General features: G+C 68.4%; 11 protein-coding genes. 6 read left to right on the top strand and 5 right to left on the bottom strand.

Translation table 11 applies throughout. From position 1 onward, the window contains the following. The first annotated feature begins 429 nt into the window (after positions 1-429). The 4 genes from MUY14_RS01040 (at position 430) to MUY14_RS01025 (ending at position 4,595) form a co-directional block, all read left to right on the top strand. A complete protein-coding gene (locus MUY14_RS01040) occupies positions 430-1,038 on the top strand; it encodes an RNA polymerase sigma factor (protein WP_247019842.1) in 609 nt (202 codons plus the stop codon). Beyond that, on the top strand, positions 1,031-2,206 hold the full coding sequence (locus MUY14_RS01035; RefSeq protein ID WP_247019840.1) for a CU044_5270 family protein: 1,176 nt from the start codon (positions 1,031-1,033) through the stop codon (positions 2,204-2,206). The genes MUY14_RS01040 and MUY14_RS01035 overlap by 8 nt, the downstream gene beginning before the upstream one ends. Before the next feature lie 280 nt (positions 2,207-2,486). Further along, on the top strand, positions 2,487-3,320 hold the full coding sequence (locus MUY14_RS01030) for a hypothetical protein (RefSeq protein WP_247019838.1): 834 nt from the start codon (positions 2,487-2,489) through the stop codon (positions 3,318-3,320). A gap of 159 nt (positions 3,321-3,479) precedes the next feature. After that, positions 3,480-4,595, top strand: coding sequence for a hypothetical protein (locus MUY14_RS01025; RefSeq protein WP_247019836.1), 1,116 nt, complete (start codon positions 3,480-3,482; stop codon positions 4,593-4,595). Between the two features lie 42 nt (positions 4,596-4,637). On the opposite strand, the gene MUY14_RS01020 is transcribed toward MUY14_RS01025, so the two are convergent. Both MUY14_RS01020 and MUY14_RS01015 read right to left on the bottom strand, forming a co-directional pair. Continuing rightward, a complete protein-coding gene (locus tag MUY14_RS01020) occupies positions 4,638-5,561 on the bottom strand; it encodes an NADP-dependent oxidoreductase (protein ID WP_247019835.1) in 924 nt (307 codons plus the stop codon). A 98-nt stretch (positions 5,562-5,659) separates the two neighbouring features. Then, positions 5,660-6,028 carry a MerR family transcriptional regulator gene (locus tag MUY14_RS01015; protein WP_247019833.1) on the bottom strand — a complete coding sequence of 123 codons (369 nt, stop codon included), beginning with the start codon at positions 6,026-6,028 and terminating at the stop codon, positions 5,660-5,662. 596 nt (positions 6,029-6,624) lie between these two features. Between MUY14_RS01015 and fxsT the strand changes: the two genes are divergently transcribed. Both fxsT and MUY14_RS01005 read left to right on the top strand, forming a co-directional pair. Then, positions 6,625-9,237, top strand: a complete 2,613-nt coding sequence (gene fxsT / locus MUY14_RS01010) for an FxSxx-COOH system tetratricopeptide repeat protein (RefSeq protein ID WP_247019831.1) — start codon at positions 6,625-6,627, stop codon at positions 9,235-9,237. Between the two features lie 893 nt (positions 9,238-10,130). After that, on the top strand, positions 10,131-10,871 hold the full coding sequence (locus MUY14_RS01005) for a ribonuclease activity regulator RraA (RefSeq protein ID WP_247019829.1): 741 nt from the start codon (positions 10,131-10,133) through the stop codon (positions 10,869-10,871). Here the strand turns inward: MUY14_RS01005 and MUY14_RS01000 are convergent. The 3 genes from MUY14_RS01000 to MUY14_RS00990 are packed head-to-tail and all read right to left on the bottom strand — an operon-like array spanning position 10,868 to position 15,548. After that, complete coding sequence (locus MUY14_RS01000; protein ID WP_247019827.1) at positions 10,868-12,121, bottom strand: mandelate racemase/muconate lactonizing enzyme family protein; 1,254 nt, start codon at positions 12,119-12,121, stop codon at positions 10,868-10,870. The genes MUY14_RS01005 and MUY14_RS01000 overlap by 4 nt on opposite strands. After that, on the bottom strand, positions 12,118-14,127 hold the full coding sequence (locus MUY14_RS00995) for an ABC transporter permease subunit (protein WP_247019825.1): 2,010 nt from the start codon (positions 14,125-14,127) through the stop codon (positions 12,118-12,120). The genes MUY14_RS01000 and MUY14_RS00995 overlap by 4 nt, the downstream gene beginning before the upstream one ends. Continuing rightward, the gene (locus MUY14_RS00990; RefSeq protein ID WP_247019823.1) at positions 14,124-15,548 is read right to left on the bottom strand and encodes an ABC transporter substrate-binding protein; all 1,425 of its coding nucleotides are present in this window, start codon (positions 15,546-15,548) and stop codon (positions 14,124-14,126) included. The genes MUY14_RS00995 and MUY14_RS00990 overlap by 4 nt, the downstream gene beginning before the upstream one ends. Positions 15,549-15,556 lie beyond the last annotated feature (8 nt).

The following is a 15,556-nucleotide window of genomic DNA, read 5'->3' as shown; positions in this document are numbered from 1 at the left end:
CTGCCGGACCCGGCGCTGGGCTGGGGCACGGTGAACCCGCTGTCCGCGGTGACCGCTGTGCTCCCCGATGAGGGCGGCAGCGGCAGGCCCGGTGCCGGCCGTGGCGGGGGTGATCGGCGCGGGCTGACGGTGCTGCCGCTGACCAGTCCGTACCGGTCCAGTACGCCGGAGAACGGTCTCGGGGAACATCGGCACAGTTTGAGGAACAGGCCGAGGCGTACTGGACGTGGGCAGATCGACATACTCTGCTCGGGTGATCGAGATCGGTTCGCGAGCGCGCACCCTTCCGGCACCTCCGTCCGCCGTCGGCGACCGGATGGCTCCTCGATCGAACGCCGACCACCAGAAGGCGGATACGTCGGCGACCCACTCCGGAGACCCGTTCGCGTGCAACGCTATCGCCGCGCAAACCCAATACTCGTTGTGACTATGACGCGGCAATCAACTCCGGCAAGCGGTGGTGATCGGCCTGACCTGCGTCGCGGTGACCTCGAGGAGACTTTCCGGCGTCTGTTCGACGAGCACGCCGCGGTCCTGCACCGCTATCTGGTCGGGAGGATCGGTGTCGACATTGCCGGTGACCTGCTCAGCGAAACGTTCCTGATCGCGTTGCAGCAGCGCGACCGCTACGACGCCGAGCGAGGAAGCGCCCGGTCCTGGCTGTTCGGTATCGCGACGAACCTACTGCGCACGGAGGTCCGCAACGAGGTCGCTGCCCAACGCAGGCAGTTGCGCCTGGCCGCGCACGAGCACAGCAGGCGGGTTGTGCACGGGCATGCCGATCGGGTGGCCGAACGGATCGACGCGCAGACCCGGCTGCAGCATCTGGCCAGGGCGTTGGCGGAACTCTCGCCGAACGATCTGGACGTGCTGCTGCTGACCAGTTGGGCGGAACTGACGCCGACCGAGATCGGCGAGGCGCTCGGTGTTCCCGCCGGCACCGTGCGCTCCCGCTTGCACCGGACCCGGCGCTTGCTGAAGGCGTCCGCGGCATCCAGCTCCGCGCGCGATGAGGAAGGAGTACAGGCCGATGACTGAGGACAACGTCCACCGCTTGTGGACCGACGAAGAGCTGGACGAAGGGCTGATCTTGATGCGCCCCGGCGAACTCGCCAACCGGCAGCCCCTGGCCGAGGCACGAAACACACTGTTGAACGCAGTGCGCTCACTCGAAGGCAGGGAGACCCTGGTGGCCGACACCGACCCCGTGACCGAGCCGACCCGAAAGCCAGGGCTCCCCGCCGGACGGCGCTGGTGGCTCAGCGCGGCGGCCGCCGCGGTAGTGGTCGTTGCCGTCGGCGGCACCGTGGCCAGCACCGGCGGAGACCACGGCGGCCCCTCGGCCCAGTCGACGTCGTCGGTGCCGGCGGTGAAATTCGCGTCGGTGCAGCAGGCGCTGGGCAAAGCGGCCGACATGATCCAGGTCACGGGCGAGCAACCCATTCCCACGGGGAAATTCCGGTTTACTGAGACCCGCGGCTGGTACCTGGTCGCCAGTAAAGAGCACCAGTTCGCTTTCCTCGCCGAAGAGCTGAGGCAGACCTGGCAGCCGAGTGACTTCGACAGTGAATGGCTGCTCAAGATCGGGCAGACGGGGAACAAGCAGTGGCTGCTGGGCAACGAGCAAACCCCCACCACCGAGGGCCAGAACAAAAACGAAATCCGTCAGTCCGGTGAGTGGCGCGCGCGGGGTGGGCAGTTCCCCGAGAAAGCGTTGATCTTCGCCGGCCGGGGCGCCGGAAAATGGGGCGCACCCACCGAACAGCAGCTGGCCGACTTGCCCCGCGACCCGCAACAGCTCTACGACCTCATGCTCAAAGATCCCTATCTGGTGAACAAGCCCCGCGGCGGAGGTGTGCTGACACTCGCGGCCGACCTGCTGAAGACCGGTGTCGTACCCGCCGATCTCAAGGAAGCGGTGTACCGCGCGGTGGCCAAGATCCCCGGGCTGAAGATCACCGCGCAAGTGGCGAACCTGGACGGCCGCAAGGGCGTCGCCCTGGGTGTCACACCCCCGGACGGTGGTTATCTCTACGAGATCATCGTCGATTGCGACACCGGCGAGTTCATCGGGGAACGGACGACCCAGTTGACGCCGGGAGGCGACGCGGGGATCGAAGGCATCAAAGCCAACACCGTGTCCGCCTACAGTTCGGTCCGCACCGCCATCACCGACCAGGCGGGGACCGTTCCAGCGGGAAACTGACCGGCCCACAGGGCCCACCAAAGCCGCGCCGACCAGCAAAAGGCCCACTTGACCAGCGGGTTCGGGTTTCGAGTCCCTGATGGCGCACGTGGTCGCACGGCGAGGAGCCGGCCGCTGGTCGGAGGGCGCCGATGAGGTGGATGCCCCGGTAGCCGGCGATCAGCAATTCCTCCGCGACCCGCATCGACTCGGTCGCCTTGGTGACGTCGGCTGAACGATCGTCCGTCCGAAGTGGCTGCCGAGGTGAAGCCGAGCCGGTGCGGGCTGACAGACTCCTGTCGTGATCCTCGGATACGTCCTCGCCGTGCTGGCCGCTGTCGCGTCGGGCAGTGGGTCCATCCTGGAGTCCGCCGGTGTGCGGCGGGCCGGGGCCTTCGGTGGCTCGCCCCAGGACCTCGTCGCGCTGCGGCGGCAGCCGCTCTACTTCCTCGGGGTCGGGGTGGACCTGCTCGGGTTCGTCTTCGCCGCCGCCGCGCTGCATCGGCTGCCGCTCTTTCTCGTGCAGTCCGTGCTCGCGTTCAGCGTCGGGGTCACCGCCACGATCTCCGCCGTCCTCGGTGTTCGGCTGGCCGGGGCCGGGTGGGCGGCTCTCGGCGTGGGGGCGACGGGGCTGGTGCTGCTCGGGCTGTCCGCCGATCCGAGTCCCGCGCAGCCGCTGCCGTCCACCTGGAAGCTGCTGCTCGTGGCGGGTGCGGGGGCGATCGCGGCCATCGCCTTCGTCGCGCAGCGCGCCGACGGGCGCTGGGCGCCGATCGTGCTGGGGTTCTGCGCCGGGCTGGGGTTCAGCGCCGTCGGGATCTCGGCGCGGACGCTCGACGCGTCCGGGCCGGCCTGGCGGCTCGTCCTGGAGCCGGCGATCTGGTCGATGATCGCCAACGGGCTCGCCGCGGCCGTCGCGTTCGCGATGGCCCTGCAACGCGGGCGCGCCACCGCGGTCACCGCCATCATGTTCACCACCAACACCGCGGTCTCTTCGCTGATCGGGGTGGTGCTGCTGGACGACCGCGTCCGCAGTGGCTTCACCGCCGCGGCCGCCGCGGGGTTCGTGCTCGCGGTCGCGGGGGCGATCGGGACCGCCCACTACGCGGCCGGGCACCGGACCACCGCCACCTGAGACTCCTAGTACTTTCGGCCGATGTCCGCACGGTGAAAACCCTCCGAAAGACGTGAGCCATTTCGGGGTTCTCTTCCTGGCGCCGGTTTCGCCGCCAACCACCGCCCTACTGTGGCGGTGCTTGGTGATCTTGAACCGGAACAGAAGAGGGGAACCACCTTGCCGAACCGGACCAGATTCTTCAGCCGGACGTTGGCGGCAGCGGGCACCGCGGCGGCTTTGGCGCTCGCCACGGCCGTTCCCGCCGCGGCCGCGCCGGCCACCGTCGAGCAGGACGTCGCGCAGCTGTACCAGGACGTCGTCGACCTCTACAACGGCCTGCCCGCGAGCGCGCTGAGCGGCGTCGACCGGCTCATCGAGTCGCCCATCCCGCACGTCGGTCCCCAGCGCCAGGCCGCGCAGGGCCCGATCCCGGGCTGCACCGAGGGTTCGCTGCTGACCTACGCGAACAAGCTCGCCTCGCAGCTCACCCCGCTCGAGAGCCAGGCACTCGACGCGCTGTCGGGGCTCAGCCAGCTCTACGTCCAGGGCGTCGCCTCCGACAAGACCCCGCAGGTCTTCGGCACCGACGGTCAGTACACCCCGCGCGCCACCGCCACGATCGACAAGCTGCGCGGCTTCTGGGACATCGAGAGCTGGAACATCCAGCTCGTCGCCTGGAAGGGCACCGATCTCGGCAGCCAGACGAAGATGGCGCAGACCTTCAGCCTCGGTCTCGCGCCGGCGAAGGTGAAGGCCGCCGCCGCGCTCGCCACCAAGGTGCTCTATGAAGTGCCCGCGATGCAGGGCGGGCGCAACCCGCTGATCACCCTCAACGCGTTCTCGGCCCCGGCCGACAGCCTCGGCGGCAAGCGCGTGGCGCTCGGTGACGGCCTGCTCGACACCGTCGACTTCCTGGGATTCGACGACGTCTCGGTCGAGTCCGTGGTCGGCCACGAGTACGGCCACCAGGTCGACTTCGCCCACGACAACCACCCGCGCAACGAGTCCTCCGAGATGGGCCCCGACGCCTACGGCGGCTACTTCGTCGCGCACGCCAAGGGCTTCGCGTGGGACGCCCGCACCCAGCAGGAGGTCACCTACCTGGACGCCTCCATCGGGGACTGCTTCCACAGCCACGGCACCCCCGACCAGCGCAAGGCCGCCGGCGCGTGGGGCGAGAAGCAGGCGACGAGCCAGGGCAACCCGAACCGGGTCGTCCCGACCGCCACGATGATCGAGAAGTTCCAGAAGGAATACCCGAAGCTGATGCCGCCGGCCGCCGCTCGCGGGTGATTTCGACGGGCCGTCTCCCCGGAACGCGGGAGGCGGCCCGCCTCAGGCCACCTTGATGACGACCTTCCCCGCGGCGTGACCGTTTTCGACGGTCGCGAGCGCGGCCGGGGTGTCGGAAAACGGGTGGACCGCGGTGATCACGGGTGCGAGGACCCCATCCAGGGCCAGCCGGGCGGACCGCTCCAGGCTTTCCCGGTCGAGGCGACGCTCGACGAAACGCCCGCCCAGCTCCGACACGGACATATCGCCCACCGAGATGACGGTGCGAGGCTCCCGGGCCAGCGGGGCGACCGTCCGCAGCGAGGTGCCTCCGGCCAGGTCGACGATCCCGTCGAAGCCGTCCGGAACCAGCTCGCGGGCCGCGGCGACGACGTCCCCGGCGGTGTAGTCGACGAACCGCACGCCGACGGCCTCGGCGTGCTCGCGCTTGGCGGTGCTCCCGGTGCCGATCACCCGCAGCTCACGCGCGACCGCCAGCCGGGCGACGGCGAGGCCGACCCCGCCCCCGACGCCGTTGACGAGGATGGTGGCGCCGGCCGGGAGGCCGAGCTGGTCGAGCGCGTCCACCGCGGTCGTCCCGGCCACCGGCAGCGTCGCGGCCACGGTCGCGGACAGCCCCGCCGGGATGCGCGCGGTGTTGGGCGCGGACAGCACCGTCGTCTCGGCGTAGGTGCCGCCGCCGGTGAGCGCGAAGCCGAAGACCGCGTCACCCACCTCGAGCCCGTCGACGTCCTCACCCAGCGCGAGGACGGTTCCCGCCGCCTCCATACCCAGCACGCGGGGGAACGGACGCCCGCCGTCGAGCCCGGGGACCAGGCCCGAGCGCAGGAGGTGGTCCAGGGGGTTCACGCCGGCGACGTCGACCCGGATCAGCACCTCACCGCGGCCGGGGGCGGGATCCGGCCGGTCGAAGAACTCCTGCACCTCGGGCCCGCCGTAGCTGCCGAAACCCCACGCCTGCCCCATTTTCTGCCACCTCTCGCCCGACCGGCCCGGTGTTTCCGGGCGCTGTCGCCATCCTCACCGCTGACACCGGTGTAAGGGGCAACCGGCTGAGGCGCGGGTCACAGCGCCAGTTGTGCCCGGTGCCGGCTGTTGGCCTTGATCAGCACGTCGAGCGCTTGCCGGGTCTCGACCAGGTGCGCGATGTCAGCGTCGATCCGGTCGCGCTCGCGGATCATCGCCGCGAACGTCTCCTCGGCGATGTCCAGATCGTCGGGGACGTCCACGCAGGGCAGCACGGTGGCGATGACGCGGCTGGACATGCCCGCGTCGAACAGCTGGCGGATGAGCGTGACGCGCTGGACCGCGTTGTCGGCGTAGTGGCGCTGTCCCGCCTCGGAACGTGCGCTGGTCAGCAGGCCTTGGTCTTCGTAGTACCGCAGTGAGCGCGGGCTGACGCCCGTGCGCTGGGACAGTTCACCGATCCGCACCCCGAAAGCCTACGCCCGCGTGTTCCGGTTCAACCCGACGGCGAGTGGCCTGCCCTGGCGATCGTGCGCGCGTGCCGAATTGAGGATGGTCCTCGTTCGATTTGGCATACAACCGAGAATCGAAGCCACGGCTAGCCCATCATGCGATCACTGACCGCCTGAGAGCGCTGATCAAGTTCGACTTGCTCGTCTATGATCCACTACGCCAGGCGCGAAGGACGGCGAGGATAAACAGGGTTATCCCGCCAAATGCGCCGGCGCCCGTAAGAATGGACATGGCCACTGGTGCTCCACCAATCCAACACAACACGCCTGCGCCGACACCGAGCACAAACGCGGTCAGCAGGACGACCGCTATCTCGACGCCACCGGTCGCTCGCTCGTCGGGCTTCTGGGGGCGCATGTCAAACCTCCAACGAGAATGCCGAAGGTTGACGTCGCACAACGCCTGCCAGCCTAAATGGCCGAGACCAAGAGCGTGCGCCACACGCCGCAACCCGCAAAGTGCTCTACTTCGGCACAAAGTATGCTCCATGTTGGAGCAACCCACAAGGCTGACGTAGAGTAAGAGCAACTCAAGATCCAGGAGGGCTGGTATGGCGTCCGGGGCAGACACGCCCACCCTTGCCGCGAAGATACGGCGCCTCCGCAAGGAGCGGGGGTGGTCGGCGCAGCGTCTCGCCGACCAGTGCGCGAAGCTCGGCGAGCCAGCCCTTACTCGGAGCACGATCGCGAAGATCGAATCTGGGGTCAGACGATCGGTGCACGCAGGCGAGTTGGCAGTCCTGGCGCGGGCGTTCGAGGTTTCTCCGGGCGTCCTGCTCGGCGAGACGATGGAAGCATCCGGTCACTCTGGCGCCAGCACGAATGCGTTGCTTCAGGACCATCGCGAGGCGCGTCCGATAGTCACCCTGCCTCACCGCGCGGGTGTGCTTCCTGTCAGGGCGGCTTCTTATCAACGCCGCACAGGGCCTTCGCTGGTGATCAGCGCAATGGGGCTAGGCGAGACCACCCCACTAAGCTCGAACGTGTCCGGCAAGATCGACGTGCTGTCCGGACTGGGCGGCGTCGGCAAGACGCAGGTCGCACTGGACTACACCCAGCAGCTCTGGACCGCCGGCGAGGTAGATCTCTGGGTCTGGGTGACCGCGGGGTCACGAGAGGCGATCGTGTCCAGCTTCGCCCGCCTTGCCGTCGACCTGACCGGCGTTGAAGACACCGATTCCGAACACGGTGCGCAGCGTCTGTTGGAGTGGCTTACAACCAGCCCCGCGCGGTGGCTGGTAGTGCTCGACGATGTGCAGACACCCGCAGATCTACGCGGACTGTGGCCACCGATCACTCCGACCGGGCAGACGATAGTGACCACGCGCCGCCGGGACGCAGCTCTACGCGGGTACGGTCGACGCTTGGTCGAGGTTGACGTGTTCACTCCGGAAGAGGCGGAGGCGTACCTTCGGGCCGCTCTGGTCGGCCAGCCGCACTTGGTGGAGGGTGCGGCCGAATTGGCGGTCGAGCTGGGATGTTTGCCGTTGGCGTTGGCGCAGGCCGCCGGGTACATGATGGACCGGGGCTTGTCCTGCGCGGACTATCGGGCGCGGTGGACCAGCCAACGGCGCAACCTCGCGTCCCTGCTGCCCGAGCCGGACGGGCTGCCCGACGAACACCGCGCGACGGTGGCCACGACATGGTTGTTGTCGGTGGAGCAGGCCGACCAATTGCAACCGACAGGAGTCGCAAGACTATTGCTGGACGTGGCTAGCGTGCTGGACCCTAACGGCATTCCCGCCGCGGTGTTCGAGGCCCCGGCAGTCACTAGCCTGCTCGCACATCACACTCGACGAGACATCGACGCTGGGCAGGCTCGAGACGGGCTGATGTGCCTGCACCGACTGAACCTGATCACCCTCGACCCGAACTCGGATACCCGGGCCGTGCGGGTGCACACCTTGGTGCAGCGGGCCACCCGCGACGCCCTGACAGCCCCACAACGGGCAGCAGTGTTGAGAGTGGCGGCAGACGCTCTGCTGCACATCTGGCCAGCCCCTGAACGCGACACTGTGCTGGGGCAAGTGCTGCGCGCTAACACCGACGCACTGGCCGAGACAGCTGGTGAACACCTATGGAAACCCAGGGCGCATGCTTTGCTCTTCCGCGCGGGAATCAGTCTCGGCGACCGAGGGCTGATCACAGAGGCGCATACCTACTTTCACCGGCTCCTCGCTAGTGCCAGACGGCATTTGGGCCCGGATCACCCTGACACATTGACCACCCGCAGCCACCTCGCCCGTTGGCGGGGCGAGGCGGGTGATCCGACGGGCGCGGTTGCTGCATTCGAGGAATTATTCAATGACAGTGCGCGGGTACTGGGCCCGGACCACCCTGACTCATTGACCACCCGCGGCAACCTCGCCTATTGGCGGGGCGAGGCGGGTGATCCGACCGGTGCAGCATCTGCATCCGAGGAATTGCTAACTGACGCACTTCGGGTGTGGGGACCGGACCATCCCGACACCTTGGCCAACCGCAGCAACCTTGCTCTTTGGCGAGGCGAGGCCGGTGATTCGGCCGGCGCCGTGGCTGCATTCGAAAATGTGGTCATCGACAGTGTGCGGATACTGGGCCCAGACCATCCCGTCACCCTGACCACCCGCAGCAACCTTGCGCACTGGCGGGGCGAGGCCGGTGATTCGGCCGGCGCCGTGGCTGCATTCGAAAATGTGGTCATCGACAGTGTGCGGATACTGGGCCCAGACCATCCCGACACCCTGACCGCCCGTCACAACCTCGCTCGTTGGCAAGGAGAAGTGGGCGACCTGGCTGGTGCCGCGACCGCGGCCGAGGAGGTCCTGACCGACCGCGTTCGGATATTGGGTCCGGATCATCCCGACACCCTGACCACCCGCAACAACCTCGCCTTCTGGCGGGGAAAAGCAGGGGATCCGGCTGGCGCCGTAGCGGCGTACGAGCAACTGCTTACCGACTGCTTTCGGGTGTTGGGGGCGGACCATCCTGACACCTTGACCGCTCGCAGCAACCTAGCCCTCTGGCGGGGAAAGGCAGAGGACCCGGCTGGCGCTGTCGCCGCGTTCGAGCAGCTGCTGCCCGACGTCTTGCGAGTACTAGGCCCGGACCACCCCAACATCTTGACCATTCGCAACAACCTTGCCCACTGGCGGAGCCAATCGTCCGAGCGAGTAACCTCTTAAGCAGCTCAGCCGGTCGCTACTGTCGCTGGTCGGTCGTTCATGACACGTACTCATCATCCCGATAAGCGGATGTTCGCGCTTCAAATTGTCCGGCCGTGGAAATGATCCGGACCGAGCACGCGTTCGCGCGCTCGGTCAGTGTCGGATTCCTGGGCCGCAGCGGCGATCAGCGCGTCGAGCTCCTCCACGGTGAGCACCTCGTACGGATGCACCGCCGGCTCATCGGTGAGAGTCTCGACTCTCTCTCCTTGGCTACCCGGTCGGCGTCGGTGAAACTGCCGACGGTGTCCACCGGACCACAGTGGCATAACCCGTCGATGACACTCGACAGCTGTGCCTTCGACAGGTGGTAGACCCAGCCAAACTCCTACGTCCTCATGCAGAGGAACAGGGCTAGCAGGCCGCGGGCCTCGGTGCCACCGACCCGTTAGCAAGCAAGGCGGCGTTGTGACCGTCCCCGCGGTGCTCCCGCAGCTACGTCGCCGCGTTCAAAGGCAGGCGACCGGCTCCTCGAGCACAGTGAGGCCACCGAGTCGGCATGAAGCGCAGCCTTCGGTCGGTGCGTTGAACGATCCGCCGCCGCAGCTTTGCGACGCCGCCTCGCTCTCGCTCGGCGATCTCCTCTTCGGGAGTGAGCTTCCCCTCCACCCACGGGAGGCGGCGCGCCACCCGCTGTCGGCGAAGATGTAGAACACCGCGTGGACCACCTCCAGTGGGCCAGTCCCAGGGGTGTCGCGCGACCCGCGAGCCTCCTTTGGGCACTCGGACAACGTGACGGTGGCGGTCGGCTCGACGAACTCGAATACACCACCCACGAACGAAACGGGCCGGATACGCCAAAGCCGGGCTAGGCTGGAACCGGAAGTCAGCGCGGATCCGAGGGAGCCACCGAAGTGGTCGAGACGCACGACATCGTCCGCCCGCCCGCCGAGCTCAGTGCGGCGCTCGCGAAGATCGGCAGCGCGACCGCCAGTGGTGAGCTCAGCCGGATGGGGATTCGCAGCGCGTTCATCAGCGGGCCCGTTTCGGTGACGCCCGGTGTGCGCGTCGCCGGGCCGGCGCTCACGCTGCAGTTCTTGCCGAAGCGGGAAGACCTTTACCCCGTCGAGGAATACGAAGAGCCGGAGAAGCAGCTGCACCGGCACGTCATGTACCACGCCCAGCCCGGCGACATGATCGTCGTCGACGCGCGCGGGGACATGGGCAGCGGAGTGTTCGGCGAGATGATGCTGACCTACTTCAAGGGCCGCGGCGGTGCCGGCGTGGTCGTCGACGGGTGCCTGCGCGACACCGGTGAGGCCAAGCAGCTCGGTCTCGGGCTGTGGATCCGGGGCGCCACCCCGAACTTCCACACCCAGACCGGCATCGTGCCGGTCGCCGTCAACGTGCCGGTCGCCTGCGGGGGCACGCTCGTCGAACCGGGGGACATCGTGGTCGCCGACGACGACGGGGCCGTCGTGGTGCCGGTGAAGCTGGCCCCGGCTCTGGTGGCGCACGCCGAGGAGCACGCGGAATGGGAGGAGTTCTCCCGGATCCGGCTGGCCGAGGGCGGCGACCTGCGGCGGTACTACCCGCTGTCGGACGAGGCCCGGCCCGAGTACGAACGGTGGCGCGCCGAACAGGGCCGCGCCTAGCTCCACAGGCGGTCGTGGCTCGACTCCGCGTCCCAGTGCGTCGTTTCGGCGAAGAACACCGGGTCGCGCGGGTCGAGGTGGTGGCGCACCAGTTCCTCGTCGAGGTCGCCGAAGCCCAGTCCCGGTGTGTCCGGCACCGTGATGTGGCCGTCCCGGATCAGCGGGCCGGTGACGAGGTCGCTCCAGAACTCCACGTCGGCCGCGTGGTGTTCGAGCACGAGGAAGTTCTCCGTGGCGGCCGCCAGGTGCACGCACGCCATCGTCGCGATCGGTGACGCCGCCAGGTGCAGCGCCATCGCGATCCCGCGCTCCTGCGCGTAGTCCCCGAGCCGCTTGGTCTCCGCGATCCCGCCCGACGTCGCCGGATCGGGGTGCACGACGCGGATGGCGCCCGCGTCCAGCAACGGCCGGAAGCCCTCCAAGAGGTAGATGTCCTCCCCCGTGCACGTCGGGACGGCGACGGCCTCGGTGAGCCGGCGCCACTGGTCGGTCAGCTGCCACGGGATCAGGTCTTCGATCCACGCCAGCGTGAACGGCTCCAGCGCGCGGCCGATCCGGATGCACGAGTCGAGGGCGATGTGGCCGAAGTGGTCGGCGGCGAGCGCGACGTCGTAGCCGACGACGGACCGCACTGTGTCCACATAGGACGCCAGGTGGTCGACACCCGTGGCCGTCACCTGGATGCCGGTGAACGGGTGCATCGTCGTGTCGTCCGCGCGGGCGCCCGGCGGCGCGATCAGCGCCCCCGGCACTTCCCACAGCAGGTCGACGCCGATGTCCATCTTCAGCATAGTGAACCCGCGCCGCTTGCGCTCCAGCAGCCGGGCGCCCATCTCGTGCGGGTCCGGCAGCGACGGCGTGTCCGCGTAGCACCGGATCTCCTCCCGGAACCGGCCGCCGAGCAGCGCGTACGCCGGCACTCCGTACGCCTTGCCCGCCAGGTCCATCAACGCCATCTCGACGCCGGAGACCCCGCCGCCCTGGCGGCCGTGGTGCCCGAACTGCTTGATCTTGCGGAAGATCTTGTCGACGTTGCAGGGGTTCTCGCCGACGAGCCTGCTCTTGAGCACGAGCGCGTAGGTGGCGCTGGCCCCGTCGCGCACTTCGCCGTAGCCGACGAGGCCCTGGTTCGTGTCGATCCGGATGATCGACGAGCGGAACGGCACGCCGGTCAGGTTCGCCACCCGCAGGTCGGTGATGCGCAGGTCGCTCGGGCGCGACGCCGTCGCGACGTGCTCCTCCGTGATCACCCCTTCACCGCCCCGGCCGTGAGGCCCTCGGTCAGGAACCGCTGCCCGAACCCGTACATGAGCACGACCGGGATGCTGATCAGCAGCGAGGCCGCGGCCAGCTGGCCCTGCGGCACGACGTCGCCGAAGATCATCGACTGCATGCCGACGGGCAGCGTCTTGTAGTCGTCCTTGGTGATGAACACGAAGGCGAAGAGGAACTCGTTCCACGCGTTGGTGAGCGTGAACAGCGCGACCGCGAGCAGGCCCGGTTTGGCCAGCGGCAGCACGATCCGGCGGAACGCCCCGAACCGCGTGCAGCCGTCGACCAGCGCGGCCTCTTCGAGGTCGGCCGGGATCGACTTGAAGTAGCCGACGAGCAGCCACGTCGCGAACGGCAGGGTGAACGTCGGGTAGGCGAGTACCAGCGACCACAACGAGTCGTTGAGCCCGATCCCGCTCATCAGCTGGTACAGCGGGATGAACAGCAGCGCGCCCGGCATCACGTAGGTGAGCAGGATCGTCACCGTGAAGCTCTCCGAACCCCGGAACTTCAGCCGCGCCAACGCGTACCCGGCCAGCGCCGCGCAGACCAGCGCGATCACGGTGGACGCCACCGACACCAGGATCGTGTTGAGGTACCAGGTGCCGAACGCGCGGCCGGTGAACAGGTTGGTGAACTGCTCGGTGCTCCACGGGGTCGGCCAGAGGTCGTCGGTGCGCGCGACGATCTGGTCGTCGGACTTGAAGGCCGTGACCGTCATCCAGTAGAGCGGCGCGAGCACGAAGCCGAGCAGCCCCACGAGCGCGAGCCCCGACCCGGCGCCGCCGACCAGGCGGGCCGCCACCCGGTTGCCCCGGATGGCGAGCGCGGAGACGACCCTGCCGAGGGCCGCGGCCAGCACCACGAACACGCCGAGCACGAGCGCGGCCTTCCACACGATGTGCGGGGACGCCCAGGCCAGCAGGAGCAGCGCGACCACGACGACCGCCCACGGCAAAGCCTTGCGCTGCGCGGGAGTCAGCCGTGTGCGTCCCAGGTCGGCCGCGCCGGGCTGGTCGCCGCGGCGCATCATCCGCACGAGGAGCACCACGAGGATCGCGATGACCGGCAGCATCACCAGCGTGACCGCGGCGCCCGCGCCCAGCTGCAGCTGCTGGATGGCCTTGGAGTAGGCCACCATCACGTACGGGGCGGTCGCGTCCCCCGGGCCGCCCTGGGTCATCAGCCAGATCAGGTCGAAGTTGTTGAACGTCCAGATCGACGACAGCAGCACCGTGACGATCATGACCGGACGCAGCCCCGGCAGCGTGATGTGCAGGAAGCGCTGCCACTGCGACGCGCCGTCCACCATCGCCGCCTCGTGGAGACCGTGGTCGATGGCCTTGAGGCCGGCGAGGAACGTCACCGTGAAGAACGGGATGCCCTTCCAGACGTTGACCAGGATGACCGCCGGCATCGCGAGCGCGGGATCGGACAGCCACTCCGCGGGCCACTTGTCGACGAGCCCGATCGCGGCGAGGCCGGGGCCGATCCCGGAGTCGGTCAGCAGAACGTTGACGCTGCCGAAGATCGGGTCGAGCAGCGAGCGCCAGGTGAAGGCCGTGACGACCGTCGGGATCACCCACGGCAGCAGGATCACCGCGGCGACCAGTGCCTTGCCGCGGCGCATGTGGTGCAGCATCAACGCCGCGATGAGCCCGAAGGTCACCTTGAAGATCTCGGCGTAGGCGGTGAAGACGAACGAATTGAGCACGCCCTGGTGGAACAAGCCGTCGCCGACGAGGGCGGTGTAGTTGTCCAGCCCGACGAAGACCGTTTCCGCGCCGTGGCGTTCGGTGGTGCTGGTGAAGATCGAGCTGACGATCGGGACGAGGATCAGGCCGGCGACGAGCACCAGCGTCGGCCCGATGAACACCGCGGCGAGGCGCCAGTCGCGCCCGAGCCGCCGCTGCGTCGGCGTGAGCGAGGACGACGCGGCCGGCGCCGGACGGGCCGGCGCCGGGCGCGGACGCAGGGTGGTCATTGCCGGTAGCCCTGTTGTTCGAAGATCTGGACGATCCGGGTGTGCGTCGCGGCGACGGCGTCGGCCGGCCGGGTGCCCTGGATGACCGACTGCATCATGTCGGTCAGCAGGTAGGCGGCGAGGGCGGCCTGCTCGCCGGGGCTCGGGGCCTGGGGGAACGCGTACCCGGTCTTGGTGGTCACCGGGAGCTGCGCGCGGGTCTGCTCCCGCAACGCGGGGTAGGCCGGGTCACCGCTCGTGTAATACGGGTCGGAGTCCCACACCTTGCTCCACGACGGGTTCACCAGGCACGGTGCTTCCTTCGCGACCCCGAGCAGCGCGCTCCCGCCGGCCATGAACTTCGCGACCAGCTTGGCGAGGTCGGGGTTCTTCCCTCCCTTGAACACGACGAACGAATTCGACTCGCCGAACGCCAGCGGCCGGTCGAGCGCCGGTCCGGTGGCGCCGTTGAACACGTGCGTGTTGGCGTACACCGGGTTCTTCTTGGTCTTCGAATCGGCGTAGACGCTGAACTGGTTGAGCGTGAGCCCGAGGATCTGGGCCAGCCAGTTCTCGTTGTTGCTCGAATCGGTCCAGCTGCCGATCCCGGGCGGCAGCATCGGCCGGTACTTCGGGTTCGTGTAGATGTCGCCGATGAACGTGACGGCGGCGACGGTCTCCGGCGAGTTGAACACCACCTTCGTGCCGGTGTTGTCCGCGATCGCCCCGCCGTAGGTGTTGACGACGTTCTGGATGAAGCCGTTGGCGTCACCCGAGCGGTTCACCGTGAGCCCCCAGCCGAAGCGCCGCTTCGCCGGGTCCGAGACCGCCAACGCGTTGTCGCGCAGCTCTTCCCACGTGTAGTAGGGCTTGAGCGGGAGACCCTTTTCCTGGTACCAGTCCTTGCGCAGGTACATCCCGGACGCGATGAAGTGGTACGGGATCGCGAACCAGCGCCCGTCGAACACGCAGTAGTCGTTCGCCTCGGTCGCGGGCTCTCCGTAAAGCGCTTTCATCTCCTCGACCACGTCGGTGACGTCGGTGAGGGCGCCGAGGTTGTGGAGCTGGCCGACGAACCGGCGGTCGCTCAAGAAGGCCAGGTCGCGGTTGGTGCCCGCCTTCACCTCGGCGTCCATCTTCGCGACCATGTCACCGGCGTCGCCGGAGACGAGGTCGTTGCGGATCGTGGTGCCGGTGGCTTGGGCGAACACCTGCAGGGACTTGTCCAGCGCCTTGTTGGCGGCCTCCGAGTACAGCTTCTGCGACAACATCCCCACGGACCCGCCGCGGAGCCGCGCCGCCTGGTCGAGCAGTGCCTGCGGCACCTGGACGTCGACTTGCGGTGCGGGTGCGGGACCGCTCCCGCACCCGGCGAGACCGAGCACGCCCAGCGCGCTCACTCCGAGGAACGTGCGCCTCGACAGGTCAGTTTTCTCTTCCATGACAACTC

Origin of the sequence: Amycolatopsis sp. FBCC-B4732 (genome assembly GCF_023008405.1) — a bacterium.
Classification (GTDB): Bacteria; Actinomycetota; Actinomycetes; order Mycobacteriales; family Pseudonocardiaceae; genus Amycolatopsis; species Amycolatopsis pretoriensis_A.
This window is presented reverse-complemented; position numbering and strand designations above follow the sequence as displayed.